The following is a 25,359-nucleotide window of genomic DNA, read 5'->3' as shown; positions in this document are numbered from 1 at the left end:
GTACCGAATAAGCCGTTTTGCAGCGTGCTTTTCGAGAGGCCCGCATCGGGGCGCGGGTAGTCGTTGGACGGGTTTTCGGGCGTCCAGTAGTTGTGCACCCCGCTGTTCTCGATGCCCTGCGGGTCGAAAATCCCGGCGTACTCGTAGTTAATCATTTGCCCGATGCGCGCAAACACTTGCATCGACAAGTCGAAACCCTTGTAGCTCAAGTCACTACTGAAGCTGCCGCTCCATTTCGGCACCGCCGTACCTAGTACGCGCCGGTCGTTGGCGGCCGTAATCCGGCCGTCGCCGTCTAGGTCTTTCACCTTGATCTGGCCCGGCTTCTGACCGAAAACCCGCGCCTCATCGGCTTCCTCGGTCTGCCAAATACCTAGCTTTTCGTAGTCGTAGAACACGCGCACCGGCGAGCCAATAAATAGGCCGTTGGTGATGTCGTTGGCGCCGGTACCCAGCGCCAGAATTTCTTCTTTGTTCTTGAACCACGTAACGCCCACGTTCCAGCGCAAGGCCTCGGTTTCCAGCACCCGCGCATTCAAGCCCACTTCCACCCCGCGGTTGCGGGTTTCGCCAATGTTCTGGGTGATAAACGACACGCCCGAGGTGAGGGGCAAGAAACGGTTCAGCAGCAAGTCGTGCGTTTTGGTGTCGTACACGTCCACCGAGCCCGTTACGCGGTTTTGCAGCAAGGCGAAATCCAGACCCACGTTTTTGGTCAGCGAAATTTCCCAGCCCAGCTCCGGGTTGCCGATGCGGTTGGCAAAGGTGTAGCCCGCGGCACCCGTTTCGCCAAACGAGTACGGAATGCGGCTCAGCAAGCTCTGCGACGAGTAAGCGGGCACGTCGTAGTTGCCGGCGCGGCCGTAGCTGACGCGCAGCTTCAGGTCGGTTACCGGCGTCACGCTCTTCATAAATTCTTCGTCGATGATGCGCCAAGCCACGGCGGCCGACGGGAAGAACGAGCCTTTATTGCCCTTAGCTAGCTTCGACGACAAATCTTCGCGGCCAGTCAGTGTGAGCAGGTATTTGCCTTTGAAGCCGTACTGCACGCGGCCCGTAAACGAAATCAGCTTGCTGTCGGTGTAGCCGCTGTTGATACCAACTTGCTGGTTGGCATTGGCCAGGGCATAGAACTGCTGATACGCCAGCAACTGGTTGCGGCCCTGCGCGTTGGAATTCTCGGTGTTGAACGTCAGCAGTGACGAAACGCCGGTAGCCGTGAGCGAGTGGTTGCCGAAAGTCTTGTTGTAGTTGAGGATATTTTCCCAGCTCCAGTTGGTTTCAAACTGGGTACCGTACGACGACTGTGGAACTTGCCCGTTGCGGTCGATGGTGTTCTGCCCCAGGTAGATACCCGTGCGCTCGTTGGAGAGCGTCAAGCCCAGGTTGGAGCGCAGGTTCAAGCTCGGCAGAATCTGGTAGCTCAGGTACGCCGTGGAAAAGGTACGGGTCCGGCGCAGGTTGTTTTCATAATTGCCGGGCAGCTCATCCGACAGCGGGTTGATGGCGGCCTGGTTGTTGGGGTAGCTGACAATGTTGCCGTCCGCATCGTAAGGCAAGGTCAGCGGCGTGATTTTGTTGGCTTGGTTGGTGGGGTCGCGCCGGAAATTCTGATTGTAGTACGTGAGCTGGTTTTGCAGCCCGATGTGCACCTTATCGTTGAGGGCCTGGTCGATGTTGGCCCGGAACGAATACCGGTTCAGATTGTCTTTACGAAACAATCCCTGCTCGTTGTAGTAATCGGCCGACAGGTAGAACTTGGTTTTCTCCGAGCCGCCCGACAAGCCAACCTGGTGTTCCTGCTGCACGCCTTGCCGAAGCAGCAAATCGGCCCAGTTGGTGGAGGTGCCGTTGGCAATGGCCTGCAACTCCGTGGCGGTAAAGATGGCGGGGTCGTCGGCTTCGCTGTTCCAACGGCCACTGGCCCGGTTGGCTTCGCGCTTCTGGGCCACATACTGAGCCCCGTTGTTTACTTCCGGATAAAACACCTTGTCGGTGATGCCGTAGTAGGAGTTGAGCGTGACGCGCGTTTTGCCGGCCGCTCCTTTTTTAGTGCTAACAATGATAACGCCGTTGGCACCCCGCGCCCCGTAAATGGCCGTGGAGGCGGCATCTTTGAGCACCTCCATGGAGGCAATATCGTTGGGGTTGATGTCCTGAATGGAGTTGTACTGTACCCCGTCCACGATGAACAGCGGCCCGTTGCTGGCATTAATGGAGCGGTTGCCGCGCACCGTGATATTGACGGCCGCCCCGGCTGAACCACCGGCACTGGTAATATCGACGCCCGGCAGCCGGCCCTGCAACGATTCCATGACGTTAGCCACGGGCACTTTCTTCAGGTCCTCTTCCTTCACCGACACGATAGAGCCCGTCACGTCGCTCTTCTTCACCTGCCCGTAGCCGATTACCACCACTTCGTCCAGGGCTTTGGTGTCCGATGAGAGTCTGATGCTCAGGTCGCCTTGGTCTTTGGCCGTTACGGTTTGGGTGACGTAGCCGATGTAGCTAACCGTAAGCTGTACCTCGCCGGTGGCGGGTACGCTCAACGTGAATTGCCCATCGGGGTTGGTAGAGGCGCCGTTAGTGGTGTTTTTGACGAGCACCGTCACGCCGGCTAATCCTTCGCCCGTGGCGGCATCCAGCACTTTTCCTGAAAGTTGCCGGGTCTGTTGGGCCCAGGCCGGAGCGGCTGCGCACAACAGGATGGCAGGTAGTAATAAACCGTGTTTCATACGAGTGGGAATTGAAGTGAAGAGCAAAGTCAAGCCCGTGAGGCAGCTTGGGGTTTATCAATAAAGACAACCCTGTTAGCTAATATTAAGTGAACCAATCTCTTCCAAGACCGTTTAACGGCTGTTTTTTTATGCAATCGTTACCGGCAACGTTGCCATAAGCAGCGCTGGCGCTCACTGTTCCGCTAGGCGGTGGCTACCTTTGGCTGCTACTACAAAACCGTTTTTATCTTGGACGGAAAGAAGCTACTCCTTCTTCAGTCTTATCTTTTTGTCTTCTTTCATGAAAGCACTCCTGCTTGTCGACATTCAAAACGACTTTGTCCCTGGTGGCGCGCTAGCGGTAGCCGATGGCGATGCTATTGTTCCGTTGCTCAACGAGTTACAGCCGCGGTTCGAGTTGGTAGTAGCCACGCAAGATTGGCACCCGGCCGGGCACGGCAGCTTTGCGAGCAGCCACCCTGGCCAGCAGCCTTTCCAGCAGATCGACTTGCACGGCCTACTCCAAACGCTCTGGCCCAACCACTGCGTGCAAGCCACCCCCGGCGCCGAGTTTCACCCTACCCTCGACCAGCACCGCATCGAGGCTATCTTCCGCAAAGGCACCAACCCCGAAATCGATTCCTACAGCGGCTTCTTCGACAACGGGCACCGCAAAGCCACCGGCCTCACCGACTACCTGCGCGGCCGCGGCGTAACGCAGGTGTACCTAGCCGGCCTAGCCGCCGATTACTGCGTGTATTTCTCGGCGAAAGATGCGCTGGCGCAAGGCTTCGAAGTCTTCTTTGTGGAAGATGCCACCCGCGCTATTTCCGCCGAGGGCTACCAGCAAGCCCGCGCCGACTTGCTGGCGCACGGCGCCCATTTTCTGAAAGCTGCCGACGTACATTAAGGTACTTCCTGAATTTAGCACGGTGTAGAGACGCCACACTTGGCGTCTCGTCGTTGAACGACCAACGTGCAGACTAAACAACCTCGGCAACGACGAGACGCCAAGTATAGCGTCTCTACACCGGTTTAGTTTGAAGCTGCGTGGAACGAGTATTGGTGCTGCTGTTCACCCGCATTAGTCTGGATAGGCTTCCAAGATATGTTGCTGGTAACTCCTATCTGTCCTTCCGACCGGAGGGAGGAATCTGAGTAAGGTCGCTGAACGAATGAACTCAGATTTCTCCCTCCGGTCGGAAGGACAACAGCTTGGGAATAAGTCAATCTATTTCTTTCGAGCCACGACCGAGTAGAGCATAGGCAGCTTATCGGGGAGGTGGCGCAGGCGGTAGCGCCGTTCTGCTATCTGTTCTAGCTGCGCAAAGCAATTGTAGGGCGAGTAGTCGTACTCGTCGAAGTGGCTGATTTCTAGGTTGTGGCGCAGGAGGCTGCCGAGTACTTCGCTGAGGCTGTGGTTCCAGGAAACGGCCGGACACCCAATCGGCGCGGCGCGGTCGGCGTAGGTGCCGGCTTCCGTTTCAACGATAGCCTCCCGGTTGAAATAAGAATACTGCACCTGCGTGAAGTCGTTGTCGAACATCCAAACGACAGGGTGAAACTCGACCAGCACCAACCGGCCCCCGGGCTTTAGGAAATGCGCTACCACGGCGGCCCACTGGTTGAGGTCGGGGAGCCAGCCAAGCACGCCGTAGGTGGTAAACACGATGTCGAACTGCTGATGCAAGTGCTGCGGCAGCCCGTACACATCCGAGCAGATAAACGTGGCGTTAAGTTGCAACTGCGCAGCTAGTTCGTGGGCCTTCGCTATGGCTTTGTCGGATAGATCAACGCCCGTTACCTGCGCCCCCAGCCGACTCAACGACAGCGAATCTTGACCGAAATGGCATTGCAAGTGCAGAATGGTTTCATCCGTTACGTCGCCTAGCAAGGCCAGTTCTACTTCGTTCAGCGAAGACTTACCGGCCACAAAACCAACCACATCATAAAACTCGGAAGCTAAATGGTACTCGGTTTTAGCGTTCCAGAGTTGCTGATTCTGCGCGAGGAAATTAGCAGGGGTGTCCATACGAAGCGAAATCTACGGTATGTCTTCCTTTTCCATGGAAAACTCCTTCATTAAGTCAAGCACCTCGTTTTCAATCTGAGTTGAAGACAACGCCTTGAATTTAGGGTCACGGGGGTTGAAGTAGCCTACAAGTCGTTCGAATTCCTCGGGGGTAGTAGTAGTGAAACCCATCGACCAATCTGGAAAAGCCCGCTGTGAAATCTTCCCGTCGGAGAGCTTGAAAACCCGAGTGTGGCGAAAGTCCTGCTCGATCTGTTGATAGAGCGCCGTTACTTCCGCTTGCTCTCCTTCGAGCACCTGCATTATACTATCACCGCAGAAGAGCAACATACCCGTAATGCCGCGTTTGGTATTTTTAGCTCTTGACTTCAGTAAAATAGTTTTTAACTCCTGTTCGTCCAGTTGCCCCGCCACTGAACTTAAGTACACAATATGATGCATTGTTAACGCCTTGTTTTCTTGTTTATTACGCACTTTTTCAGTGCATGTTTATATGAATTGCGCAGGTGGTTAAAGCCCCTCTCTACGGTAATACGATTTAAGAAAGCAAGTTGTAAAAAACAATGAATGAACACAACCCTACTCGCTGGATAAACACGTTCTTCTGCGAAATAAACTGGTATTTGCACGCGCAGTAGTCACACAAGTGCTGGCGCTGGCATAACAGAAGATGCGTAGTAAGCAACCTTTCCTGTTGGAGCCGGGTACTATCAGATCAATCTGCTTGTTGCGCATGAAACTGAACTTACCGAAACTTCTGCCCGACCAGACGGAAGCCATTTTGCATACCCTGGCTTTGGTGGCAGGTGGTTTAGCAGCAGGGCTACTTATTAAATTCGTTGTCTTTCGGATACTGCGAGCGTATAATAAACGTGAAACCACGCTTCTCTCGCACTCCGTAGCCCGGCACTTGAACCATGCCAGCACCTTCTTTTTTCCGGTGCTTACCGTATTGTTTGTGCTGCCCTTAGCCCCGCTTTCGCCCAAGCATGCGGGGGTACTGGAGCGAATAGCCGTAACCGCCTTTGTCATCACGTTTGCGTGGGGGCTGGTGAAAACGGTGGACGTGATTGAGGACCTGGTGAAGCAGCACTACCAGCTCGACGGCGACAACAACTTAGAGGTACGCAAGCTGTTCACGCAACTACAGTTTGTGCGCAAGCTGGTCGTTTCGATAATAGTGTTTGTTGCAACGGCCCTTATCTTGATGAGCTTCGCTACGGTGCGCAGAATCGGGACGGGGCTGCTGACCTCGGCGGGCATTGCCAGCGTTATTGTGGGCTTTGCGGCGCAACGCTCTATTGCTAACTTACTGGCCGGCTTTCAGATTGCCTTTACGCAGCCTATTCGCATTGATGATGTGCTGGTGGTGGAGGGCGAATGGGGCCGGGTCGAGGAAATAACGTTCACGTACGTGGTGTTGCGTATCTGGGACGAGCGGCGGCTGGTGCTCCCCATCAACTACTTCATCGAGAAGCCTTTCCAGAACTGGACCCGAAGTGCGTCGCAGCTCATCGGCACGGTCTTTATTTACACCGATTACACGTTGCCGGTAGAAGAGGTACGAACCGAGTTGAAACGCCTCGTAGAAAAAAATCCGCTCTGGGACCAACGGGTGTGCGTGCTGCAAGTCACCGATTCCAAGGAACGCACGATGGAACTGCGGGCGCTGATGAGTGCTTCTAATTCCAGCCGGGCCTTTGATCTGCGCTGTGAAATACGAGAGCAGTTATTGGCTTTCATTCAAGACAAGTACCCCGACAGCCTACCCAAAACTCGCACTACCATGGACGCTTCGGAGCAGCCTTTTCTGCCCACAGGCGCAACGGCTGAAGCAGGCTGAACAGCAACTAAAACCCTCTGGAGAGCATTTGCAGTTCTCTTATCAAGTGCTGCACTACTGCCGTTTACAAGTTGCGACCCACCTAGGCTTCCTCTCGGGTACTATCTAAAGCTCAACAATACCCGGTAACGCCGTATCTTGGCAGGTTCCTACTTATCGGGCGTAGTGCTTGGTTGCTGAAACACGCCCATTTCTTTTGTTTACTTCATGATTCAGCTAGAATACTTCACTCCCGCCGACTTTCAACAATTGATTGATTGGATTCAAGACCCGGAATTGCTGCAAAATTGGTCGGGGGCGTTGTTCAGCTTTCCGCTCACGGAAGACAAGCTCGCGTGGTATCTGGAAGGCACCAACAACCCTCCAGAATCGGACGCCTTGGTGTTCAAAGCCATTGAATCGAAGAGCGGCCAGACAGTAGGCCACATTTCACTCGGCGGCATCAGCTACAAAAACAATGCGGCCCGTATCAGCCGGGTGCTTGTAGGCAACACCACGGCCAGGGGCCGGGGCGTGTGCCAGGGCATGGTGAAAGCCGTGTTGAAAATCGGATTCGAGGAACTGGGCTTGCACCGCATCGACCTCGGGGTCTACGATTTCAATACGGCGGCCATTGCCTGCTACGAGAAGTGTGGCATGAAGAAAGATGGCGTCATGCGCGACGTCCTCAAACACGGCGAAAGCTATTGGAGCCTCATAGAAATGAGTATGCTGGACTACGAGTGGCAGGAATTACACGGCAAGAAATAAGGTGAAGCTACACGGTTGATCCAATCAGCGTGTTGCTTTGTGACCGTGTATGTCACTCGCCTCGCTCATCGACACAGAAAAGCGTGGCCCAGCGTAAGGCAGAAACATTCAGTTTTCCGCGCTACGCTGGGCTACAGCTCTATAACCTGCTACGTCCAGTATTGGACGGGCGCGTGAGGAAACCGGCGTTGCCACTCTTCATAAAAGAACTGACGCAGTGGCCGCATGTCATCGGGCTGATAAACATATTTCACGCCGCCAAACTTGTTGCGCTTGGCCGCCCGGATGCTTTCGTCGAAGTTGAGGGAAGTGTTGGGGTACCACTCGCGTAGCACGTCGCGGGAGCCGGGCGTGAAGCGGTGCGTGATAAACTCCACGGTCAGGTCGCAGTCGAAATCGAGGGCCGCGGCCACTCGGTCGAGTAAGTTGGTGTAGTGCTCGCGCCAATCGGGGATGAGCATGATGGGAGCCAACACCACCCCCACCGGATAGCCGCCCCCGCCCTGCTCAACGGGCAGCGCAAGCTTACGCAACGCTTGGATGCGAGCTTCCACGGAGGCCGTGCCGCCTTCCATACGCCGGGCGACGGGCTCGGCATTCAAGCTAACCCGGGCGCGGGTGTGTCCTTGGTGCGGCAAGTCCAGCAACGCATCAACATGGTCGTACTTGCTAACGAAGCGCAACCGGGCCCCTTCGCGCGTGCCGTAATGCCGAATGCATTCGGCCAGGCTACCCGTTAGGTGTTCGATGCCCAACACGTCGGTGTAGCAGCTTACTTCGAAGCTGGTGAGACGACCGGCTTGCTCGTAGCTGATGGTGTTTTCGAGGAGTTGGGGCAGGTTGGCAAGCACGCGCACTACGGGCGGGCCTTGCAAACTGCCCGCCAGGTAGCAATACTGGCAGTGGGCGGGGCAACCTTCGGCCAAGTTCATTTGCCAATCGGCGGAGGGCGGCGTGGGCTGCAAGCGCAGGGCACCGGCCGGTGCCTTTACCACGGCCAGCGTGTTTTTGGCGTTGCGGTAGGTTTCGCGCGCGTCGGCACCGCGCAGGTTGGTTAGGCGGTTGCTTTTCAGCACTTCCACCTCCAAGTCGTGCGCCATTACCCGCTCGTAAATCTGCTGGCCGAAAGGCTCATCAAGGGCATCCGGCGTGAAGAGCACCCGCTTCGGCAGCCACAGTTTGGCCGACTTGGTTAGGGGTTCGGGAGCAACAAAAGGAGCTGACGCTGGCTGATCAAACAACGGTAATACGGGCAAGGAATCGAACATGAAGTAGCGGATTTGGTAGCTGTTGATAGAACAACAAAGTCCACCATATAAGTCCTCGAAACCGCTTGAATACCGGGAATTTTCAGCTTTTTTTAAGTGAATCGCACTCTTAAAATCAGAGGATTTAAAGCGTTAAAATGGATGTTTCGGCAAGCTAGAGTTTATCGGAATGACAGGTACCGAGTTGGATAGCCTCTTAGTTGGAGTAGCCCGTTCTGCTTGCACAACGGAGTTTGCCCGATGACGCTACTTTCACTACAGTAGCTGCTTCGTTAGTAGGCTGCACAAGCTGCCAAGGCACCTTTTCTGCATCTTTCGACGTACCCTGGAATTCCGTTTCACCGATTATTGTCTTTTCTCTTCCGCCCCGGCCTGATGCCTTCCGCATCGGGCTGGGGCTGGCCCCTGAACCACTGTCACTCAACCTATGCCTACCAACGATATTTCCGCTGACCAACCCGTAACCGACGTTATCCTCATTGGCGCGGGCATCATGAGCGCCACGCTCGGAATGATGCTCAAAGAGCTGGACCCCAATCTGACCATTACCATTTTCGAGCGGTTGGACGTAGCCGCCGCCGAAAGCTCCGACGCGTGGAACAACGCCGGCACCGGCCACTCCGCCTTTTGCGAGCTAAACTACACGCCCGAGCGCCGCGATGGCTCCATCGACATCAGCAAAGCCTTGAAAATAGCCGAGCAATTCGAGGAGTCCAAGCAGTTTTGGTCTTTCCTGGCCGAGCGCTACGAGGTGAAAGATATTCAGCGCTTTATCAATCATATTCCTCACATGAGCTTTGTGTGGGGAGCCAAAAACGTGGAGTATTTGCGCAAGCGTCACGCGGCCCTCACGCAGTCGGCCTTGTTCAAGGGCATGGAGTTTACCGAAGACCAAGAGCAGCTTCAGCACTGGATGCCGCTGGTAATGGAAGGCCGTGACCCGCAGCAACCTGTGGCTGCTACACGCATGGACTTGGGTACTGACGTCAATTTCGGTTCCCTCACCCGCGGTATGTTCAACCTGCTGCAAGTGAAGCCGGGCGTTACGTTTCACTTTCACCATGAGGTGCAGAAGCTACGGCAGAAAGAAGACGGTTTGTGGCGCATCAAGGCCAAGAACTTAACTTCGGGCGAGACCATAAAACTGCGCGGACGCTTCGTATTCATCGGAGCCGGGGGCGGCTCGTTGCCGCTGCTCGAAAAATCGGGAATACCGGAAGCCAATGGCTTCGGTGGGTTCCCGGTGAGCGGACAGTGGCTGAAGTGCATCAACCCGGCCGTAATTGCGCGGCACCAAGCCAAGGTGTACGGCAAAGCGGCCGTCGGCTCGCCGCCTATGTCGGTGCCGCACCTGGATACGCGTATGATAGAAGGCAAGCGCGAATTGCTGTTTGGCCCCTACGCCGGTTTCAGCACCAAGTTCCTGAAAACCGGTTCTTATCTAGACCTGCCAGGCTCGATTCAGCTCAATAACCTGCGGCCCATGATTATGGCCGGCTTGAAGAATATTCCGCTCACCAAGTACCTCATTCAGCAGGTGCGCCAGTCGCCACAAGACAGGTTAGCGGCTTTGCGGGAGTATTTGCCCGAGGCCCGGCCCCAAGATTGGGAACTAGCCATTGCCGGTCAGCGCGTGCAGGTCATCAAGAAAGACAAGAAAGAAGGCGGCGTGTTGGAATTCGGGACGGAAGTGGTGAGTGCCGCCGACGGCTCTATTGCGGCCTTGCTGGGGGCTTCGCCAGGGGCTTCTACGGCCGTGAGCATCATGGTAAACCTGATTCAGAAGTGCTTTCCGCAGCAGTCGGCTACGCCGGAATGGCAGGCATGCTTCCGCGAAATGCTTCCCTCCTTCGGCCAGTCTTTGTCCGACGACCCGGAACTGGTAGCACGGATTCGGGCGCGCACGAATGCGGTGCTGGGCCTCAACGTAGAATCAGTGGCGGAGAAGCAGTAAGCGCCCATTAACTATAATAAAAGGGTGAATTTCGAGGTTGGCAGTTGGTTAGCCAGCCCGAAATTCACCCTTTTATTGTGCTTGCGTTGTTGCCGGACTAGCGGTTGTTCATTTGCTGAAACGTAGCATCGAGCTCCGTCCGGGATGCCAATCGGTTCTTTTCCGACGTGCCGTATCCTACTTCCATTTCGCCGGCGGCCAGCCGTTCCATCACCGAATCGGCAAACTCATTCACGGGCACGCCAAAATCGTGCAAGCCGGGGCCGCCCAAATCGGTGTTTACTGCTGGCGGCACAATTTCCAATACCCTGATGGGCGTATCCTTTAGCTGATGCCGCAAAGAAAGCGTGAAGGAGTGCAGGGCGGCTTTGGTGGCACTATAGATGGGCGCAAACGCAGCCGGTGCAAAAGCCAAACCCGACGTGACGTTGATAATAGCCGGAGCAGGCTGCTCGCGCAGGTGGTTGATGAACAGAACACTTAAGTGGATGGGGGCGTCCACGTTGATGGCAATTTCTTGTTGACGGGTTTCCCACGCTTCGGTATCGGTAGCCAGCGACACTCGATTTTGGATGCCCGCATTGTTCACCAGCACATTCACGGTTGGAAACTCAGTCCGGACCCAGGCCAACAGCGCCACTCGCTCGGCGGCTACGGCCACGTCGCAGATGCGCGTGTGCAAACCGGGTAGCTTCTGCTGGGCCTCCTGTAGCTTGTCGGCCCGGCGGCCACACACGATAACCGTGCTGCCGGCTTTCACGAAACGCTCGGCCAAGGCAAAGCCGATACCCGAGGCGCCCCCGGTAATAAGAACTGTATTTGCGGCTAGATTCATGCGTGTAGTGGTAGGTGAAAACAAGAACGAGGCGCGCTTGCTACCTAGCTTTACTACGACTTTCGCCACGGGGTTGTGGTAGCTTAGGCTCCTATTTGAGCTCTAACGCTTAGCCTGCACCAGACTACTGGTTTCGAGAATTACGGAATAGCCGGCAAAAACACTTCCGTCAGCATACACCGGACACTCCCGCCCCCAATGGTTTCGATGGTAGGAATGGGCAGCGGCAGCAGTTCGCAGTACTTACGCAAGGTGCCGTGTTGAGCGGGCGTAAAGGCATCAAAGGCGCTTTGCGACATAGCCAGTTGCGCTGGCCCGTTGCTGGGTTGCAACGCCAGCAGATTACCAGCGAAATGCGCCACTTGCGCCAGCGAAATATCCACGATTTCGTGGCCGGTGGCCGTGAGAGAAGCTACTATGTTGGCCCGCTCCGCAGCATCTACTATACTTTCTAGACACACTACAGCAAACCCCGCCCCAATGCTCAGCATCACGTTGGTGTGGTAGATTTCCTGGCTGTGGGCATCATGGGCCCGGAAAGACACTGGCCGGTACCCAAGTTGAGCTGCTACGTCCGCGAACAAGCGGGCATCGGTCCGGGGCGAGAGGCAGGCATAGGCAATCCGGTGCTCGTGGTCGAAGAGGATGCTGCCCGTGCCCTCTAGAAACCGGCCGGCCTGCTCGCTCGACGAAAGGTCGATGATTTCGGTGACGATAAACTGGCGGCGTAGGGCTTCCAGGATATCGAGGCGGCGCTCGGCGCGGCGGTTAGGAGCACACATCGGATAAAGCACCGCCCGGCCATCAGGATGCAGTGTGAGCCAATTGTTGGGGAACACCGCGTCGGGTTTCACGGGCTCCGGGGTGTCGTCGAAAACCAATACGTTTACTCCTTTGGCGCGCAGCTTGTCAACCATGGCATCAAACTCAGCGAAAGCAAGCGCTTGCAGGGTGGCCGCATCGAGGTCGGCTATAGCCTGCTGGAAGTAGTTGGAGGCAGCAGTTTCAAGGTTGAAGCCGAAGCGCGCCGGGCGCACCAGAAAAATCGTGTTGGTGGATTGCATGATTTTCACCTGGAGTAAGACGAACTGCCAAAAATAGCCGCCTTCTCCTTGAATCTGCGTTTCACCGAAACAACTACGCTTTTCGTAGTTTGCTCCACGCTGCTACTCGTTCACAATCAACGGGTTGCCCAGCGATACAAACCAGCCAATCCACGGCTTTTTCCTTGAGAAAAAAGCTGTGAGTTGGCTGGTGTTACTTGTAATCCAAGGCATCTTTGCGCATCCAGCCGGTGGTCGTCACGTTTTGCCAGTTGGTGAAGGTCACGTACACGGCAGCTCCGCCGTCCTTGCCAAGCCGGACTTTGTCGCCGCGTACACAATGCGCTTTGCGCGGCTCAGGATGATTGAGGTCAGGCGAATTAAAAAAGTATGATTTGGCCACTCGCACCACGGCCGTTGCCGACCCGTTCGAAGTAGGTTTGGCCCGTGCGCCCGGCGCCGGTACGGCAGATGCAGAGTTGTCGGCTTCGGCCGGCTTGGCCTCCATACTGTCTGGCTCAGAGTCGGTTTGATCTAAATCAGTAGCTTCATCTTCCGACAGCTTTTTAAGCTCTCGCAGTTTCAGCCAACCAGTGGCAAGAGCGCCGTTGGGGTTCCAGAATCTGATTTTCACAAGGCCGTTGCGCTCGTCTTCGCCGTACAATATGTCGCCTTTGCGCAGATACTTTTTGGTGGGCTGCACCTGGTTGGGCGCGTCAAACAGATACGCCGTTCGCACGGCCACTCGGTAGCGGCTATCGGCCTCTACCTGCTCGGTGGCGGGTTCAACTGGCACCTCGCTGGAAGCTACTTCCTCTCCCACGGTTGGTTGTTGCGTCGGCTGGTTGGCCGTGTCTTGAGACGGCAGTGGTTTCGTGCTAGGGGTAACAGTTGCCCCTGCTGCGGCAGGCAGTGGCACGGCCGCTTGTTCGGCTACGGCAGGCGCTGATAGCAATGGCCCCAATTCACTGATAACTTTGATGACAAGTCGCCGGTTGAGCGCCCGGCCGACCGGCGTGTTATTGGAAGCTACCGGAGCTACTTCGCCGTAGCCGACAGCCTGAAGGCGGCGCGGCGAAATCCCTTGAGCAATTAGGGCGCGCATAGCTGATTGCGCCCGGGCTTCGCTCAGACGCAGGTTTTCCGGGCCGCTGCTGCGGTTATCGGTATAGCCGCCAAACAGAAGCTGGGCCCGCGGAAAAGTGCGCAAAATAGCCGCCAGATTGCGCAGCTGCTCTCCGGACTTGGCAGTTAACGTAGCCTGGCCCGAATTGAAATACACCCGATCAACGTTGATCCAGCCAGCAGCGGCGTTCAGTGGATCGACTTGCTGCGTGGGGTCGGCTAGAAAGCGGTACAGCTGATACTCCGTGGAGTTGGCACCGACGTTCAGGGTGCTGCCGTTGAAAAGAGTAACAACCAGGGGCTGGCCGGTGTGATAGATGTACGTGTCGGTGGCGGAATCGTACTGGCCGGCTGGTACTTTGGTAGTTGCCGCAGCGCCCTCGGCAGTGGCCGCCGCAACGTTAGGCTGCGTGGTAGTGGCAGTGCGCTTTACGGGCGTGGCGGGCTCCGTTGAAGCCACTGACCGCGGCGTGTTGTTCCAGCGGAAAAAGCCGTATCCTAGCGCCAAGCCCAGCACCAGTAGCAAGGGCCACAGCCAAAGCTGCCGCTTATTGCCTTTCGTGACGGGTGCTGCCTGCTGGGGCGTAAAAATGCTGCCCCCGCCTACCTCCTGCCAGTTGCCCGCCCGCGTTGCAAACGTGGGCGCTACCGTTGGTTTAACTGGCGTCTTCCGGCGAGAGGTAGCCGGCTGGGAAGTTGTTGCTTTAGGCTTAGATTTTGATCTTGAAGAGCTACCAGCAACCGATTGGGTTTGCAGCCAGTCACTTAGCTCAACTGGTTTCAGGTTGTGCTCGGCAGTATATTTTCCTAGCGCACCTAGCACGGCGGCCACAGCTACTTCTACCAGCGGCCCATACGATGTGGAAGGGAGGCCCGCTTTGGTGGCCAAAAGCTGAATGGTGGTTTCGTAGGTGTCCTTGAGCGAGTCTTGCAGCAGCAGCACGCCACGCCCACGCCAACTGGCTATGTCCATAGCGTCGAGTTGGGTTAGCACTTGCGTTGCCTGCGCCTGCTGGGTTAAGTCCCAGAGGAAGTTGACGCCGTGCGGCCGGCTCACCTGTTCGGCGAGCGTAGTCACGACTAGCGGCAGCAATTTCGCCAGCGCTGGCCCCACCACCGCCGGACTCTGCCCGACTAGTGCGCTTAGCTGGTTGAGGTGCTCGGCGCGTATGCAGTTGCTTACTACTTCAAGTACCGTTTCTTCCCGCTTCATGGCTGCTATTTGGTGAAAAGCTTGTCTACGTAGTGCACAATATTTTATTGAAATATCATAAACCATACCACATACTACCCTCAGCTTAAATACGTTCCATCAGCCTTTTATGTACTATTCGTCGTCATAAAAGTTCCATGCCACTCCATTTTGTTGACTGCCATCAGAGCGGAAAAAAGCTGGCCTGTACCGCCCCAGAATGGCCTATTCCACCTGAGTTGGTTCCGGCTTATTGACGCGCCCGACCACCGCAAACAGGGGGTCGGAGCGGCGGGGTGCCGGGCTGCGGTCCAGCAACTCGATGGGCTGCCACTGGCCGGCAGCCTCCAAGTATTGCTGGACCAGTGCTACGTGGCCCCGGTCGTCGAGGGCGTGCCAGGCGGCTACGGCTTTGCTTGGGAAGCAACGATTGGAAAAGGTAATGACCAGGGGCGCATTGGGCTGCATAACCCGGGCCAGTTCGCGGAGCACCGTCACGGGCTGCGTCAGGTAATCAATGGATACGCAGATAGCTGCGCCATCGAACGTATTGTGGGCGAAGGGCAACTGGGGCTGCTGGTTGAGGTCCTGCACCACATACTCGGCTAGGCGTGGGTTGGCACGCAGCTCTTTTTCGTTCATACCCAAACCTACTACGCGCTGATAGAGAACTTCGGCGGGCAAGTGACTAACCCAACTACTCATTAGATCGAGCAGCGTGCTGTTGGCAGGAAAATATTCCCGGTAGAGCTGCGTAACGGCCGCAATGGCCGCGTCGTCGATGTGCGTAACGAAGCGGGGCTGCTGGTAAAATTCGGCGTCGGGGGTTTCATCGAAACGCCGAAACGCGTCTTGCGGAAACGAGAAGCTGCTGTCTTGATTCATGGGTGACTTTTATTGTTTCAAACAGCTTGGCTCACAAAAGGTAAGTGGAAAATAACGCGGCAGCTTATTCTAGTGATGAAGACACCCAAAAGACGACACTATCAGAGCACACAACCTCGAAACCCCAAGCTAACGCTGGATTCTGATTTCGAGATAGTGCTGGTTATCGTTCAGCAAGATCAGGCGCGCTTTGCCAGTAAATTTCTTGGAAGCTGTTTTAAGGTGGTTTTTGGCCGCTAGCAAAGGGTAAAGACGCTTACCAGCGTCTCGTTGTCGAACGGAATCAGGTCTTTTGGCCCAGCCGACGAGACGCTAGTAAGTTTCTCTACCTTTTGCTGACAGTTTTTTGCTAACTCAAACAGCTTCTTAGCTCCGCAGCCAGCTCAGCGTCTCTCCGCACCTAAACTATTTGTGGCGAAGGACGCCGACAGAAGGTTACACCGCTTGGTTGGGCAGCTTGGCGTCGGCGAAATGAACCAAAACCTAAGAAAAGCAGCATAGCCAGCGTGCTAGCCTGAGCTTGGTAGTTGCCTTGAATGTGGTGGGTAGCGGTGCAACTGAATGGCAACGTCGGGTGAACTGGGCAACCGGCAGACACAACCGGGCAATTGGCAGACGAAACCGGGAGGAACGGTCCAGTCAGGCAAAGCCGGCCCCATGCTTGCAAGTGGGGTATCAAGCGGTTACCGCTACTGCACTGGTTGCTTTCTTCTTTAAAGCCGCCGCCACTCTTCCACTTCTCAACCTTTCCAAAATCATGAAAACTGCCTTCCTTTCGCTCGCTACTGCTTTCGTTTTTTTGTTTTCTAGCCCTTGATTTGCCGTCGCCACTTCCGATCGCCACGACGACGACAAACGCCGCCAAGAAACTAAACGCAACGACGACCGCAACGATAAAGATTTCAACTACGGTTACGACAAAAAGCACAAAGTAACAACCCAAGAACGGGCCCGCTGGGAAACCGCCCACCGGAACGACCGCCACGACAACACCTCCGACCGTCGGGACGACCGCAACGACCGTGACTTCAACTACGGCTATGATAAGAAACACAAAGTAACAAGCCAGGAGCGGGCTCGCTGGGAGGCTGCTCACCGCAATGACCGTCGCGACGACGACCGCAACGACAGCCGCCGGTAACGAGTAGCATCATCAAGTCAGGAACACGACAAGGCCCCGCCTGGGTACAGGTGGGGCCTTGTCGTGTTTACTTGGGGGCTTAGAAACCAGGATTTACACAGGGAGAATTTCTAAGGATGAGCGCCGTCATTGAGCACGAAGGATTTAAGTAAAATCAGCATACTCTCGTCGATTTCGGGCAAATGAGCGTCTAGGAAGTTGGAACGGTAAGGGTTGATGTAGCCCGTAAGGCGCACAAAATCACTGCTTGTCAGTGGTTGGAAGCCCATCGACCAATCTCCAAAAATGCGTTTCTCAATAGGACCGTCCGATAGTTTAAGGACGTGTACGTGGCGCTGATCAACTACTATTTTGGCATACACTAGCTGAACTGCCTCTTCCTCCCCTTCCAATACCTGCAAGAAGCTGCCATTGCCGTAGAGCAACAGCCCCGTAATACCAAGGGCAACGTTGTTGGTACGCGACTGTTGGAGCAACCATTTCAAATCGGCTGTGGTGGGCTGTCCTACGGCCGCACTTTGGTAGACAATGTGGTGCATAGCAGATACTAAGCCTAGGTGAGCGTAGTGAGAGTGGCACTACCAATGATCGGCATTGGCAAAAACTGGCAAACCAAATCAAAGCAGGAAGTTAGCAAGCAACTCAACCCAACACCTACCCAACTTCCCTCCTTATCAACGGCCAGTCACGAGCTTACTCGTACAGAATTTATCCCGCACGGGTGAAGCCATTACATAATGAATGTAACAAATTTTAGGACTAATTCTGCAATAAATAGCGTTTATGATGGGCTACAGGTACGACAGCCACCAGTAGGAATGCTGCTGTCTGAAGCGCTGATACCATCGGCAGGGAAAATAGAGCAGTAGCACCACCCCAGCCCAAACGGCATAGGCTCGCAGCAAGCTCGGCTGATACGCCGCGGGCCAGTCTTTGGCCAAGAGAAACGAGAAATTGACGGGTCGCCCAAACTCTATTCGGGTCCAGACCCAGGCAGACACACTGATGAGAAGCAGGTGCATTAGGTAGTAGAAAAACGGCACCTGCCCGAACGTACGCAGCCATTTGCTTGCCCGACTCGTCGCTGTTTCGGAAACACTTAGCAAGAGCAGCGCCACCCCCAGCGTGAGACACAGAAACAACAACGACGGCGGGTACTTCGTGATATTCAGAAACGACAGCACGCTATACAGCGGGCCCCGCGCCTGCACGCTCCACGGAGCTAGGTCGCCGTACCAGTTGGTAGCGCGAAGTGCGGCAAACAATACCAGCAAAACCAGTCCGGCCCGGCGCAAAAGTGGCACTCGCTGCGCAAGCGGCAACTGAAACCACGGCCCAATTACGTAGCCGGCAAGCATGACGCCTAGCCACGGCCCAACCGAGTACGCCACTAGCAACGGGGGCAACGGCGCGGCCGGTACCAGAAACGGTGTGTTATGCAGCAGTGCCCACCCCAAATTGGCAGCAGTTACGGGCTGAATGATGGGCAGCAGGTTGTGCCCCGCCACTATAACCACTGCCAGTACAGCCAGCACCCCACGCGGCAACCAAACCAGGGCTGCCAACAGCACCATGCTCCAGCCAAGCGCCCAAATAACTTGCAGCAACAACAAGTTGTAGCCCCATTGCAGAATAAAATTGACGACCACCAGTTCTAGCAGCACCAGCCACAAGCCACGGGTGAGCAGAAACCAACTGACGGCCGGCCGCTTGGGCTGCTTCTGCTGATACAGCCACACACTAACGCCCGACAGGAAAACAAACGTGGGGGCGCAGAAATGCGTGATCCAGCGGGTGAAAAACAACACCACCGAAGCTTGCGTGACGTCTTCGGGTCGCGCGAGCGTAGGGCTCCAGAACTCCCGTATGTGGTCGAGCGCCATTATTACCATCACCAGCCCGCGCACCACATCAACCGCTTGAACCCGCGACGAAACGGCCTGGGTGGGGGCAGGTATCGACGAGAGCGTGGCGGACTGTGGCATGAGCGAAACGGTTATAAATGACTGGAGTAGGCCAATGTAAAGCTTTCACTTGTGCTTCCTTATGCCCGGCGCTACAGTTGTTCTCGAAGTGCCAAAAAACACCCCCAGGCCCCGGGACCTGAGGGAGACACTAAAATTGCAAAACTATGCGGCAAGGTCACTTGCTGCTTTTCTTGCGGGCAGGCACGGCCTTGGCTACCTCTGGGGATACAAGCTGGCCGTTGCGAATAATTACGTTGCCGTCTACTTCCACTGTGGCATTGGCGATAGGGAAAGAATAGCCGGCTGCTACCTTGTTTTGTCCACCGTGCAACTCGTTATTACCGATATTCAAGAATACCATTCCGGCCGCGGTAGAAGGATTGTAGCCTTTCTGCTCCTGGGGCTTCATGGCTGGATTCAGGCCGATGGAAAAGTAACCGACCCGCATATCCGTAGCGCTATACGGGGCTATCATCCATTTCTGGAAATCTTCAGCGCCCACTTCAGCGCGCGCATTAGCTAGCTGGCCATTTTTTAAGTCGGCCTTGAATCCGCGCAGGGGCTTACCCAGTAGCGTAGTAGGCGATGCGGCCAACTTACCTGTGGCGGAAGTTTCGTCGCAGGTGCCGTAAACCAGCCCGCCGGGCAGACGCGCCGTACGGTTGTAAATCAGCTTTTCCTGCTGATCAGTTGCCGATACCATACCATCATCGGCAAATACGGGGCGGCCAACGAGCTGAAAGGTCAGGTCGGTGCCGGCAGGCGAAGTGATGTGTACTTTGCGGCCGGCCGCGAGCCGCTGTTTCATTTGCTGGGCCTGCGTTGCGATGGCCGTATAATCAGCCCCAATGCCAGCCCAGATCATCTGTTCGTAGCCCGAGAAATCGAGTTGCTGATTTGCTGCGAAGCTTTTGCTGGGGTAACTCACAAACACGCCCCGCAGCTTGCTGGCATCTAGCTTCTCGGTTAACCCAGCTTCGGCAGCTACCTTGGCAAACTTGGCATCACGCTCCGGGGTTAAGCCGGCCATTACGGCCCGGTTATCTTCCACTTGGGGCAGCGTAATGAGCACATCAGACTGCAACAGCCAACTATCGCTCTTATCGGCTTGAATGGCAGACTCAGGCATTTCTATGTTAACGGCCCGCGCTACTTTGTCGGTGCTCACCAGCATGTTGGGCTGACCACCTACGCGGGCTACTTCCACGGCAATTGCTTCCATGAGGGGCATGGTATGCTGGCCGCCCGTAATCATCACTAAGTCACCCGGCTTTATACTGGCGGAGGTGTTTACAATTTGCTTGGCTATCTGCTCGTAATTCTGCCCGAATACCGGACTGCCTAGCAAAATAAAACCTAGAAGCCAACCTGTCACTGCATAACGGTTTTTCATGGTAACTGGAATTAGGAAATGAAAAACAAGAGGCCCGGAATAGCCTGTTTGAGTTGGCTGCTTCGGACCCTCGGTCGTAGGCAGTAAGCCAATAGGTTAGCTCCCCGGAATACTCTCTAATATTTTGATGTATGTATATTACTTATAATTAATCACATAAAAAATATACTTAGAGCGTGAATAGCCCGTGTGGGGCTACTGTGGCTTACTCCATTCTATGCAGTAGCTTCGCTTGGCTGCGAGCCCACGCAAAACAGCCGGCCCCGAGTTGTTCGCTCAGAGCCGGCCGTTTCCGGACGCAGGTAGTAAGGTGCTTTCTACCCTACCTGCACCACAATTTTGCCGAAGTGCGACCCGTTGCCCATATAAGTTAGGGCGTCCTTCACCTGATCGAAGCGGAAGGTTTCACTGACAACCGGCTTGATTTGGTTGCGGTCGAAGGCCTTGAACAAGTCATCCAGCATCTGAGCGCTGCCTACGTAGATGCCTTGCAGGCGCTGCGTGTTGATGGGCAGCATGGCTAGGTTGGGGGCCTCCTCATTGGGGCCGCCCACAGCCCCAATCTGGAAGATGCTGCCGCCCGCCTTTAGGGCTTTGATGGAGCGGGCCATTTGGCCGGCTACTTCCACCACGTAGTTCACGCCTTCGCCGTGGGTCAGCTCCCGGGCTTTTTCTTCCCAGTTGGGCGTCTGCTTGTAATTGATTAGCAGGTCGGCACCCAGGGCTTGGGCCTGCGCTAGCTTCTCGTCCGAGCTGGAAGTGATGACAGCCTGAGCACCCAGCAGCTTGGCGATTTGTAGGCCGAAGATGGATACGCCCCCAGTGCCTTGCAGGAGCACGGTATCGGTGGGCCGCAGGCGGCCTTCTACCACCAGCGCGTGCCACGCCGTGACCCCAGCGCACGGAAATGCCGAGGCTTCCTCGAACGAGAAAAAGTCGGGAACTTTCACTACGGCATCTTCCGGGAAGGCCACGTATTCGGCCAGCACCCCATCGGTGCTACCACCCAGGGAGCGGGCAGTTTTGGCAGCCGTGAAAGCCCCATCGTGCCAGTCCGGGAAGAAGTTAACGGCCACCCGGTCGCCGGGCTGAAACTTGGTTACGCTCGCCCCGACCTCAGTCACGAGCCCGGCTGCGTCGCTGAAGGGGATAAACGGCAACTTCTCGCCTGGGTAGCCAAACCAGCCGTTGGCCAGGGCCCAGTCGCGGTAGTTCAAGGAAACGGCTTTCACCTGAATCTTCACTTCGTGGTCGCGCACGACAGGTTCGTCGTAGTCGCCGAGTTTGAAATTCTCCAGGCTTTTCGGCCCGTGCAGCTTGTATGCTTTCATATAAATGGTTGCGGTAAGGCCCCAACAACCAGTTGCTGAGGCCTATTGTTGACCGAGAATGAACCTTACCTGTCCTTGTGCTTCAACTGCTGTCATACCCATTCCTCCCTATGGCTTCCCGTTTTTCCTGCGCACGGCGAGGCTGGTCTGCTACACAGACCAGCCATGCGCAATACTAATTCCAGCAAAAGTCAGCAGCTATAAGGTTGGAAAGGCTATTGGCTATTGCGGAGCGCATCTTTACGCATCCAGCCAGTGGTCGTTACCTTTTCCCAGTTGGTAAACGTAACGAACACCGCCTCCCCGCGCGACTCGCCCAGCCGCACTTTGTCGCCGCGCACGCAGTGGGCTTTGCGGGGCTGCGTCAGGTCGGGCGAGTTGTAGAAATACGACCGGGCCACCTGCACCACCGCCGTTGCGCTTTCGTTAACGTCGGTTTCAGCGGCCCCACCAGAAGCATCTGAAACAGGCGCGCTTTCATAGTCGGTATCATCAGGCTCGGAGGCGGTTGTGGGCGGACTCGTTGCTCGAGAAGGCCGGCTGCTACGCGCCGCAACGGGAGCCGAAGTAGCGGCTAGCTTGCTTAGCTCCTGTGCTTTCAACCACCCGGCAACTGTTGCGCCGTTCGGGTCCTTGAAACGGGTTTTCACGAAGCCATTGCTTTCTTGCTCGCCATAAATCACGTCGCCGCGGAGCAGGTACTTGCCGCTCGGCTTGCCCTGCTCGGGGGCGTCAAAGAAATACGCAGTTTCAGCTGTTACTCGGTATCGGCTACCAGCAGCGCGCGACGATTGGCTGGCGGGCGCGGCAGCGTTGTCGGTTGCCGCTTCTTCGATTTCTGATGGGGTGATTTGGTTTTCCTCGTCGGTTGTCGTTTGGCTGATGGGTTCTTCCGAGCTTTCGCTGTCGGATCTTTCCTCGGCGCATGATCCCAGTGAAGCCATTATTCCTGCCAGTAGTAGCGCCCGGAAACATGTTCTAACGCCCCGGCCCAGGTAAGATTCAGAAGCCTTCAACCAATTGCTGTGGGGCGCGCCTCCGCTGGGTTGGGCGCCAAGCTGCTGCGCAGTAGGTTGCTGTTGTTTGCTCATCGACGTAGTGTTAAGGAGCAGCTTTGAGTGCTACTTCCCGATGCGTACGTAGTTTTTATAAAAGCTGGTGACAACCTGGCTTTCCACTGCTTGCCAACCCAGCACCAACCAGTTGGTGGAATCTAGGCTTGCTTCTGCCGGGTGTTTTAATGCGTCAAACAAAATTCCCTGACGAGATACTATCGGTCCGAGTTAACCACCGGCAAACTATCAAACTATTTAGGGTGGCGGCCGATTTGTTTATATACGTATCTCCCTTTTGAAACCGCCAAGCGAAAACATTCTCGTTAAGTTGTGCCGGCTTCCCTCAATTCTCCCTTATGGCTCCAAAATCAACAACGAACACCGCAAATCATCTTCTCAATACCCAGGCAGAACCGGCTATCATTGTGCTGGCTGGCGCTACCGGGGCCCTTGGCCTGCTGATTGCCCACCACCTCCGGCAACGCGGAGCCACCGTGCGGGCGCTGGTGCGGCCGGCCGCAAGCGCCAAGGCGGAGGCCGCCTCGTTGTGGCAGCAAGGCGCTACGGTGGTAGAGGTCGATTACGATAATGTAGCGGACCTCACCAAAGCCTGCACCGGCGCGACTTGCGTGGTATCGGCGGTATCAGGACTGCGGGAGGTGATTGTAGAAACCCAGACGCGGCTGCTGGAGGCGGCTGTGGCGGCCGGTGTCCCGCGCTTCATTCCCTCCGACTACTCCATTGATTATACCAAGCTCCCCAACGGCTCCAACCGCAACCTCGACCTGCGCCGGGAGTTTTGCTCCCGGCTAGATAAAGCGCCCATTGCGGCTACTTCCATTCTCAATGGCATGTTCACGGACTTACTGAAAGGGCAGGCGCCAGTTGTTTTGTCGGGCCCGCGCCGGGTGGTGTACTGGGGTGATGCCGATCAGCCGCTGGATTTTACCACGATGGTGAACACGGCCGCCTTCACCGCCGCTGCTGCCCTCGACCCCACCACGCCCCGGTTCCTGCGCGTGGCCGGCGAAGTGGCCAGCATGCGCGGCTTGCAAACGGCTGCCAGCGAAGCTACCGGCAAAGAGTTTCACCTGTTTCGGGTAGGCAGCCTGGGCGCTTTCGGCAAGGTGATTAAGATAACCAAAGCCCTCATGCCTGCCAACAACGACGTGTTTCCGCCGTGGCAGGGCATGCAGTATCTCCACAACATGTTCAGCGGGCTTCCCAAACTCGCGCCGCTGGATAATTCCCGCTACCCCGATATCCGCTGGACCCCAGTACGAGACGTGCTGGCGGAGAAGTAGCCTGTGTGGCTACATGCTTACTGCTCTGGGCGGAGTATCCTTCGGCCGTGTTGGTCAGCTGCTTCGGCTTCATTAGATGCCAACGCTGCCTGGAAACTCCAGTTGGCGTTGTTTGGTCTTGTTATTGGTAGCAAGTTTACTTTGCTGGTTATCAACCAAAGCGCTGGTTGTGGGCTGGCGTTAGTTACGTTACTTCTGCATCAGTAGCCAGTTGAAGCTAGTTCACTGGGCCTTGTCGGCCACAAGATCCGGCCCCCTAGGCTCGACCGGCTCGGGCTTTAGATATTGCTTCGGGATGGGTGCCGTCGGCGGTGAATAATACTATCGGTTTGGGTTAGCCAAGAGCCTGAACAAGAGGCTCTAAATGGCCTGCTGGCCTAGTATTCACTTAATCTTAACACAGTTTTCCAACGTCAAACCTGCTTACCCCGTATCGGACCGGGGCAACTTACAAAGGCCAATTAACTGGTCTCCTCTCCGATTTCATGATTCGTTTTCCTGGTTCTTTACGCGTGTTTTTGCTGCTGGTGCTCTTGCTTATCGGCGCCGCCAACCGGCAACCCAATTTCTATCGGCGCCCCTTCGAAACTACGTTGCAGGCCCTGAAAAAAGAGCGGGCCTATCAACCAGCTTCTGCATTCCGGTTCAAGCTCACCAACCACTCGCCAGAGGCCATAAAATGAAGTGGGAGCTCAACAGCTATAACAAAATTAAGATTTATTAGTCTATTCCGGGTTACCTCCCGTTAGATGCTTGTATAAAGGGACAGGTAACCCGCTACCGTTGTCAGCAGTATACCTGATTTCAACCCTCATTCTTACCAACCAAAACAAACTTATGAAAAAGGTATTGTTCATGGCCCTGGCGGCCGCCTCGTTCACCTTCACTTCTTGCGGCAACAACGCTGGCGAAGGCAGCCAAGCTGGTAGCGAAAGCGGCGATGCTTCCGGCACTTCAACTGAATCTTCCACTTCTGATGCTGGCACCGGCTCCGACGCTGGTATGGGTTCCGACTCTTCTATGTCGGGTGGCTCTACGGCTGGTGGCGCAGGTTCGATGACCACTGACGGCAGCACGGCTGGTAGCACCACGAGTGGTGGCACGACGGGCGGCTCTACGGCTGGTGGTGCTTCGACTGCCGGTGGCTCTACGGCGGGCGGTTCTACCACTGGTACCGGTTCGGCCGGTGGCAGCACGGCGGGTGGCTCTACGGCCGGCGGTGCCTCTACGGCTGGTGGTGCTACCACTGGTACTTCTACGGGCGGCAGCACAACGGGCGGTTTATAAATCGTACTGACTCACAGGATTTCCTGCAAACAAAAGCCGCCTCCTGGTATCGGGAGGCGGCTTTTGTTTGCAGGAAATTCTGTTTGTGGTGCCAGCAGTTGGTGCTGTGCCTATGAGCTGAATATGCGTTTCTCGAGCCAACCAAGATTCTTCTGGGTTAGTAGGCAATCGGTAGCCCCTGACCGTATGGCAAGGTGCTACGGGTATGGGAACACCCGTAGCAGCTACCCAGCGCAA

Annotated in this window: 21 protein-coding genes; 7 read left to right on the top strand and 14 right to left on the bottom strand. The window is 55.8% G+C overall.

Annotated features, from left to right (window positions below; genetic code table 11):
• Nucleotides 1-2,735: SusC/RagA family TonB-linked outer membrane protein (locus ACFE7X_RS15020; protein ID WP_375436498.1), on the bottom strand; the 2,735-nt coding region annotated here is incomplete at its 3' end.
• Between the two features lie 283 nt (nucleotides 2,736-3,018).
• On the opposite strand from ACFE7X_RS15020, the gene pncA reads away from it, so the two are divergent.
• Nucleotides 3,019-3,627 (top strand): bifunctional nicotinamidase/pyrazinamidase, encoded by a 609-nt coding sequence (pncA, locus tag ACFE7X_RS15015; protein WP_375436497.1) that lies wholly within the window; start codon nucleotides 3,019-3,021, stop codon nucleotides 3,625-3,627.
• A 321-nt stretch (nucleotides 3,628-3,948) separates the two neighbouring features.
• Here pncA and ACFE7X_RS15010 read toward each other — a convergent pair whose 3' ends face one another.
• Both ACFE7X_RS15010 and ACFE7X_RS15005 read right to left on the bottom strand, forming a co-directional pair.
• A complete protein-coding gene (locus ACFE7X_RS15010; RefSeq protein ID WP_375436496.1) occupies nucleotides 3,949-4,749 on the bottom strand; it encodes a class I SAM-dependent methyltransferase in 801 nt (266 codons plus the stop codon).
• A 12-nt stretch (nucleotides 4,750-4,761) separates the two neighbouring features.
• A complete protein-coding gene (locus tag ACFE7X_RS15005) occupies nucleotides 4,762-5,223 on the bottom strand; it encodes a BLUF domain-containing protein (RefSeq protein WP_375436495.1) in 462 nt (153 codons plus the stop codon).
• A 259-nt stretch (nucleotides 5,224-5,482) separates the two neighbouring features.
• Between ACFE7X_RS15005 and ACFE7X_RS15000 the strand changes: the two genes are divergently transcribed.
• Both ACFE7X_RS15000 and ACFE7X_RS14995 read left to right on the top strand, forming a co-directional pair.
• Nucleotides 5,483-6,592 carry a mechanosensitive ion channel family protein gene (locus tag ACFE7X_RS15000; RefSeq protein WP_375436494.1) on the top strand — a complete coding sequence of 370 codons (1,110 nt, stop codon included), beginning with the start codon at nucleotides 5,483-5,485 and terminating at the stop codon, nucleotides 6,590-6,592.
• Nucleotides 6,593-6,799: 207 nt separating this feature from the next.
• Nucleotides 6,800-7,342, top strand: a complete 543-nt coding sequence (locus tag ACFE7X_RS14995) for a GNAT family N-acetyltransferase (protein ID WP_375436493.1) — start codon at nucleotides 6,800-6,802, stop codon at nucleotides 7,340-7,342.
• Between the two features lie 149 nt (nucleotides 7,343-7,491).
• Here the strand turns inward: ACFE7X_RS14995 and ACFE7X_RS14990 are convergent, their stop codons facing one another.
• Nucleotides 7,492-8,610, bottom strand: a complete 1,119-nt coding sequence (locus tag ACFE7X_RS14990; RefSeq protein WP_375436492.1) for a spore photoproduct lyase family protein — start codon at nucleotides 8,608-8,610, stop codon at nucleotides 7,492-7,494.
• Nucleotides 8,611-9,037: 427 nt separating this feature from the next.
• On the opposite strand from ACFE7X_RS14990, the gene ACFE7X_RS14985 reads away from it, so the two are divergent.
• Nucleotides 9,038-10,564, top strand: coding sequence for a malate:quinone oxidoreductase (locus ACFE7X_RS14985; RefSeq protein ID WP_375436491.1), 1,527 nt, complete (start codon nucleotides 9,038-9,040; stop codon nucleotides 10,562-10,564).
• Nucleotides 10,565-10,661: 97 nt separating this feature from the next.
• Here the strand turns inward: ACFE7X_RS14985 and ACFE7X_RS14980 are convergent, their stop codons facing one another.
• From ACFE7X_RS14980 to ACFE7X_RS14935, 10 genes are all read right to left on the bottom strand, one after another.
• Nucleotides 10,662-11,399: an SDR family oxidoreductase gene (locus ACFE7X_RS14980; RefSeq protein WP_375436490.1), complete on the bottom strand. Its 738-nt coding sequence runs from the start codon at nucleotides 11,397-11,399 to the stop codon at nucleotides 10,662-10,664.
• Nucleotides 11,400-11,539: 140 nt separating this feature from the next.
• A complete protein-coding gene (gene ctlX, locus ACFE7X_RS14975) occupies nucleotides 11,540-12,463 on the bottom strand; it encodes a citrulline utilization hydrolase CtlX (RefSeq protein ID WP_375436489.1) in 924 nt (307 codons plus the stop codon).
• Between the two features lie 193 nt (nucleotides 12,464-12,656).
• The gene (locus tag ACFE7X_RS14970; RefSeq protein WP_375436488.1) at nucleotides 12,657-14,780 is read right to left on the bottom strand and encodes an OmpA family protein; all 2,124 of its coding nucleotides are present in this window, start codon (nucleotides 14,778-14,780) and stop codon (nucleotides 12,657-12,659) included.
• Between the two features lie 204 nt (nucleotides 14,781-14,984).
• Nucleotides 14,985-15,644 (bottom strand): class I SAM-dependent methyltransferase, encoded by a 660-nt coding sequence (locus ACFE7X_RS14965; protein WP_375436487.1) that lies wholly within the window; start codon nucleotides 15,642-15,644, stop codon nucleotides 14,985-14,987.
• 400 nt (nucleotides 15,645-16,044) lie between these two features.
• Nucleotides 16,045-16,698, bottom strand: coding sequence for a hypothetical protein (locus ACFE7X_RS14960; RefSeq protein ID WP_375436486.1), 654 nt, complete (start codon nucleotides 16,696-16,698; stop codon nucleotides 16,045-16,047).
• 197 nt (nucleotides 16,699-16,895) lie between these two features.
• On the bottom strand, nucleotides 16,896-17,324 hold the full coding sequence (locus ACFE7X_RS14955) for a BLUF domain-containing protein (RefSeq protein ID WP_375436485.1): 429 nt from the start codon (nucleotides 17,322-17,324) through the stop codon (nucleotides 16,896-16,898).
• Between the two features lie 252 nt (nucleotides 17,325-17,576).
• The gene (locus ACFE7X_RS14950) at nucleotides 17,577-18,770 is read right to left on the bottom strand and encodes a DUF1624 domain-containing protein (RefSeq protein WP_375436484.1); all 1,194 of its coding nucleotides are present in this window, start codon (nucleotides 18,768-18,770) and stop codon (nucleotides 17,577-17,579) included.
• Nucleotides 18,771-18,927: 157 nt separating this feature from the next.
• Entirely contained in the window at nucleotides 18,928-20,145 is a 1,218-nt protein-coding gene (locus ACFE7X_RS14945; RefSeq protein ID WP_375436483.1) for an aminopeptidase, read from the bottom strand.
• Between the two features lie 317 nt (nucleotides 20,146-20,462).
• The gene (locus tag ACFE7X_RS14940) at nucleotides 20,463-21,476 is read right to left on the bottom strand and encodes an NAD(P)-dependent alcohol dehydrogenase (RefSeq protein WP_375436482.1); all 1,014 of its coding nucleotides are present in this window, start codon (nucleotides 21,474-21,476) and stop codon (nucleotides 20,463-20,465) included.
• A 215-nt stretch (nucleotides 21,477-21,691) separates the two neighbouring features.
• Nucleotides 21,692-22,567, bottom strand: coding sequence for a hypothetical protein (locus tag ACFE7X_RS14935; protein ID WP_375436481.1), 876 nt, complete (start codon nucleotides 22,565-22,567; stop codon nucleotides 21,692-21,694).
• Nucleotides 22,568-22,887: 320 nt separating this feature from the next.
• Here ACFE7X_RS14935 and ACFE7X_RS14930 point away from each other — a divergent pair, with 320 nt between their 5' ends.
• From ACFE7X_RS14930 to ACFE7X_RS14920, 3 genes are all read left to right on the top strand, one after another.
• A complete protein-coding gene (locus tag ACFE7X_RS14930) occupies nucleotides 22,888-23,835 on the top strand; it encodes an NmrA family NAD(P)-binding protein (protein ID WP_375436480.1) in 948 nt (315 codons plus the stop codon).
• Between the two features lie 485 nt (nucleotides 23,836-24,320).
• The gene (locus ACFE7X_RS14925; RefSeq protein ID WP_375436479.1) at nucleotides 24,321-24,518 is read left to right on the top strand and encodes a hypothetical protein; all 198 of its coding nucleotides are present in this window, start codon (nucleotides 24,321-24,323) and stop codon (nucleotides 24,516-24,518) included.
• Nucleotides 24,519-24,672: 154 nt separating this feature from the next.
• Nucleotides 24,673-25,122, top strand: a complete 450-nt coding sequence (locus ACFE7X_RS14920) for a hypothetical protein (RefSeq protein ID WP_375436478.1) — start codon at nucleotides 24,673-24,675, stop codon at nucleotides 25,120-25,122.
• The last annotated feature ends 237 nt before the right edge of the window (nucleotides 25,123-25,359 follow it).

Source organism: uncultured Hymenobacter sp. (assembly GCF_964242765.1).
Taxonomy (GTDB): domain Bacteria; phylum Bacteroidota; class Bacteroidia; order Cytophagales; family Hymenobacteraceae; genus Hymenobacter.
The sequence above is the reverse complement of the archived record's forward strand: the minus strand, read 5'-3'. Positions and strand labels throughout refer to the sequence as shown.

Coding starts and splice junctions, on each gene's coding strand:
- pncA (WP_375436497.1), top strand. CDS start 3,019: ATGAAAGCACTCCTGCTTGTCGACATTCAAAACGACTTTGTCCCTGGT.
- ACFE7X_RS15010 (WP_375436496.1), bottom strand. CDS start 4,749: ATGGACACCCCTGCTAATTTCCTCGCGCAGAATCAGCAACTCTGGAAC.
- ACFE7X_RS15000 (WP_375436494.1), top strand. CDS start 5,483: ATGAAACTGAACTTACCGAAACTTCTGCCCGACCAGACGGAAGCCATT.
- ACFE7X_RS14995 (WP_375436493.1), top strand. CDS start 6,800: ATGATTCAGCTAGAATACTTCACTCCCGCCGACTTTCAACAATTGATT.
- ACFE7X_RS14990 (WP_375436492.1), bottom strand. CDS start 8,610: ATGTTCGATTCCTTGCCCGTATTACCGTTGTTTGATCAGCCAGCGTCA.
- ACFE7X_RS14985 (WP_375436491.1), top strand. CDS start 9,038: ATGCCTACCAACGATATTTCCGCTGACCAACCCGTAACCGACGTTATC.
- ACFE7X_RS14980 (WP_375436490.1), bottom strand. CDS start 11,399: ATGAATCTAGCCGCAAATACAGTTCTTATTACCGGGGGCGCCTCGGGT.
- ctlX (WP_375436489.1), bottom strand. CDS start 12,463: ATGCAATCCACCAACACGATTTTTCTGGTGCGCCCGGCGCGCTTCGGC.
- ACFE7X_RS14970 (WP_375436488.1), bottom strand. CDS start 14,780: ATGAAGCGGGAAGAAACGGTACTTGAAGTAGTAAGCAACTGCATACGC.
- ACFE7X_RS14965 (WP_375436487.1), bottom strand. CDS start 15,644: ATGAATCAAGACAGCAGCTTCTCGTTTCCGCAAGACGCGTTTCGGCGT.
- ACFE7X_RS14955 (WP_375436485.1), bottom strand. CDS start 17,324: ATGCACCACATTGTCTACCAAAGTGCGGCCGTAGGACAGCCCACCACA.
- ACFE7X_RS14950 (WP_375436484.1), bottom strand. CDS start 18,770: ATGCCACAGTCCGCCACGCTCTCGTCGATACCTGCCCCCACCCAGGCC.
- ACFE7X_RS14945 (WP_375436483.1), bottom strand. CDS start 20,145: ATGAAAAACCGTTATGCAGTGACAGGTTGGCTTCTAGGTTTTATTTTG.
- ACFE7X_RS14940 (WP_375436482.1), bottom strand. CDS start 21,476: ATGAAAGCATACAAGCTGCACGGGCCGAAAAGCCTGGAGAATTTCAAA.
- ACFE7X_RS14935 (WP_375436481.1), bottom strand. CDS start 22,567: ATGAGCAAACAACAGCAACCTACTGCGCAGCAGCTTGGCGCCCAACCC.
- ACFE7X_RS14930 (WP_375436480.1), top strand. CDS start 22,888: ATGGCTCCAAAATCAACAACGAACACCGCAAATCATCTTCTCAATACC.
- ACFE7X_RS14925 (WP_375436479.1), top strand. CDS start 24,321: ATGATTCGTTTTCCTGGTTCTTTACGCGTGTTTTTGCTGCTGGTGCTC.
- ACFE7X_RS14920 (WP_375436478.1), top strand. CDS start 24,673: ATGAAAAAGGTATTGTTCATGGCCCTGGCGGCCGCCTCGTTCACCTTC.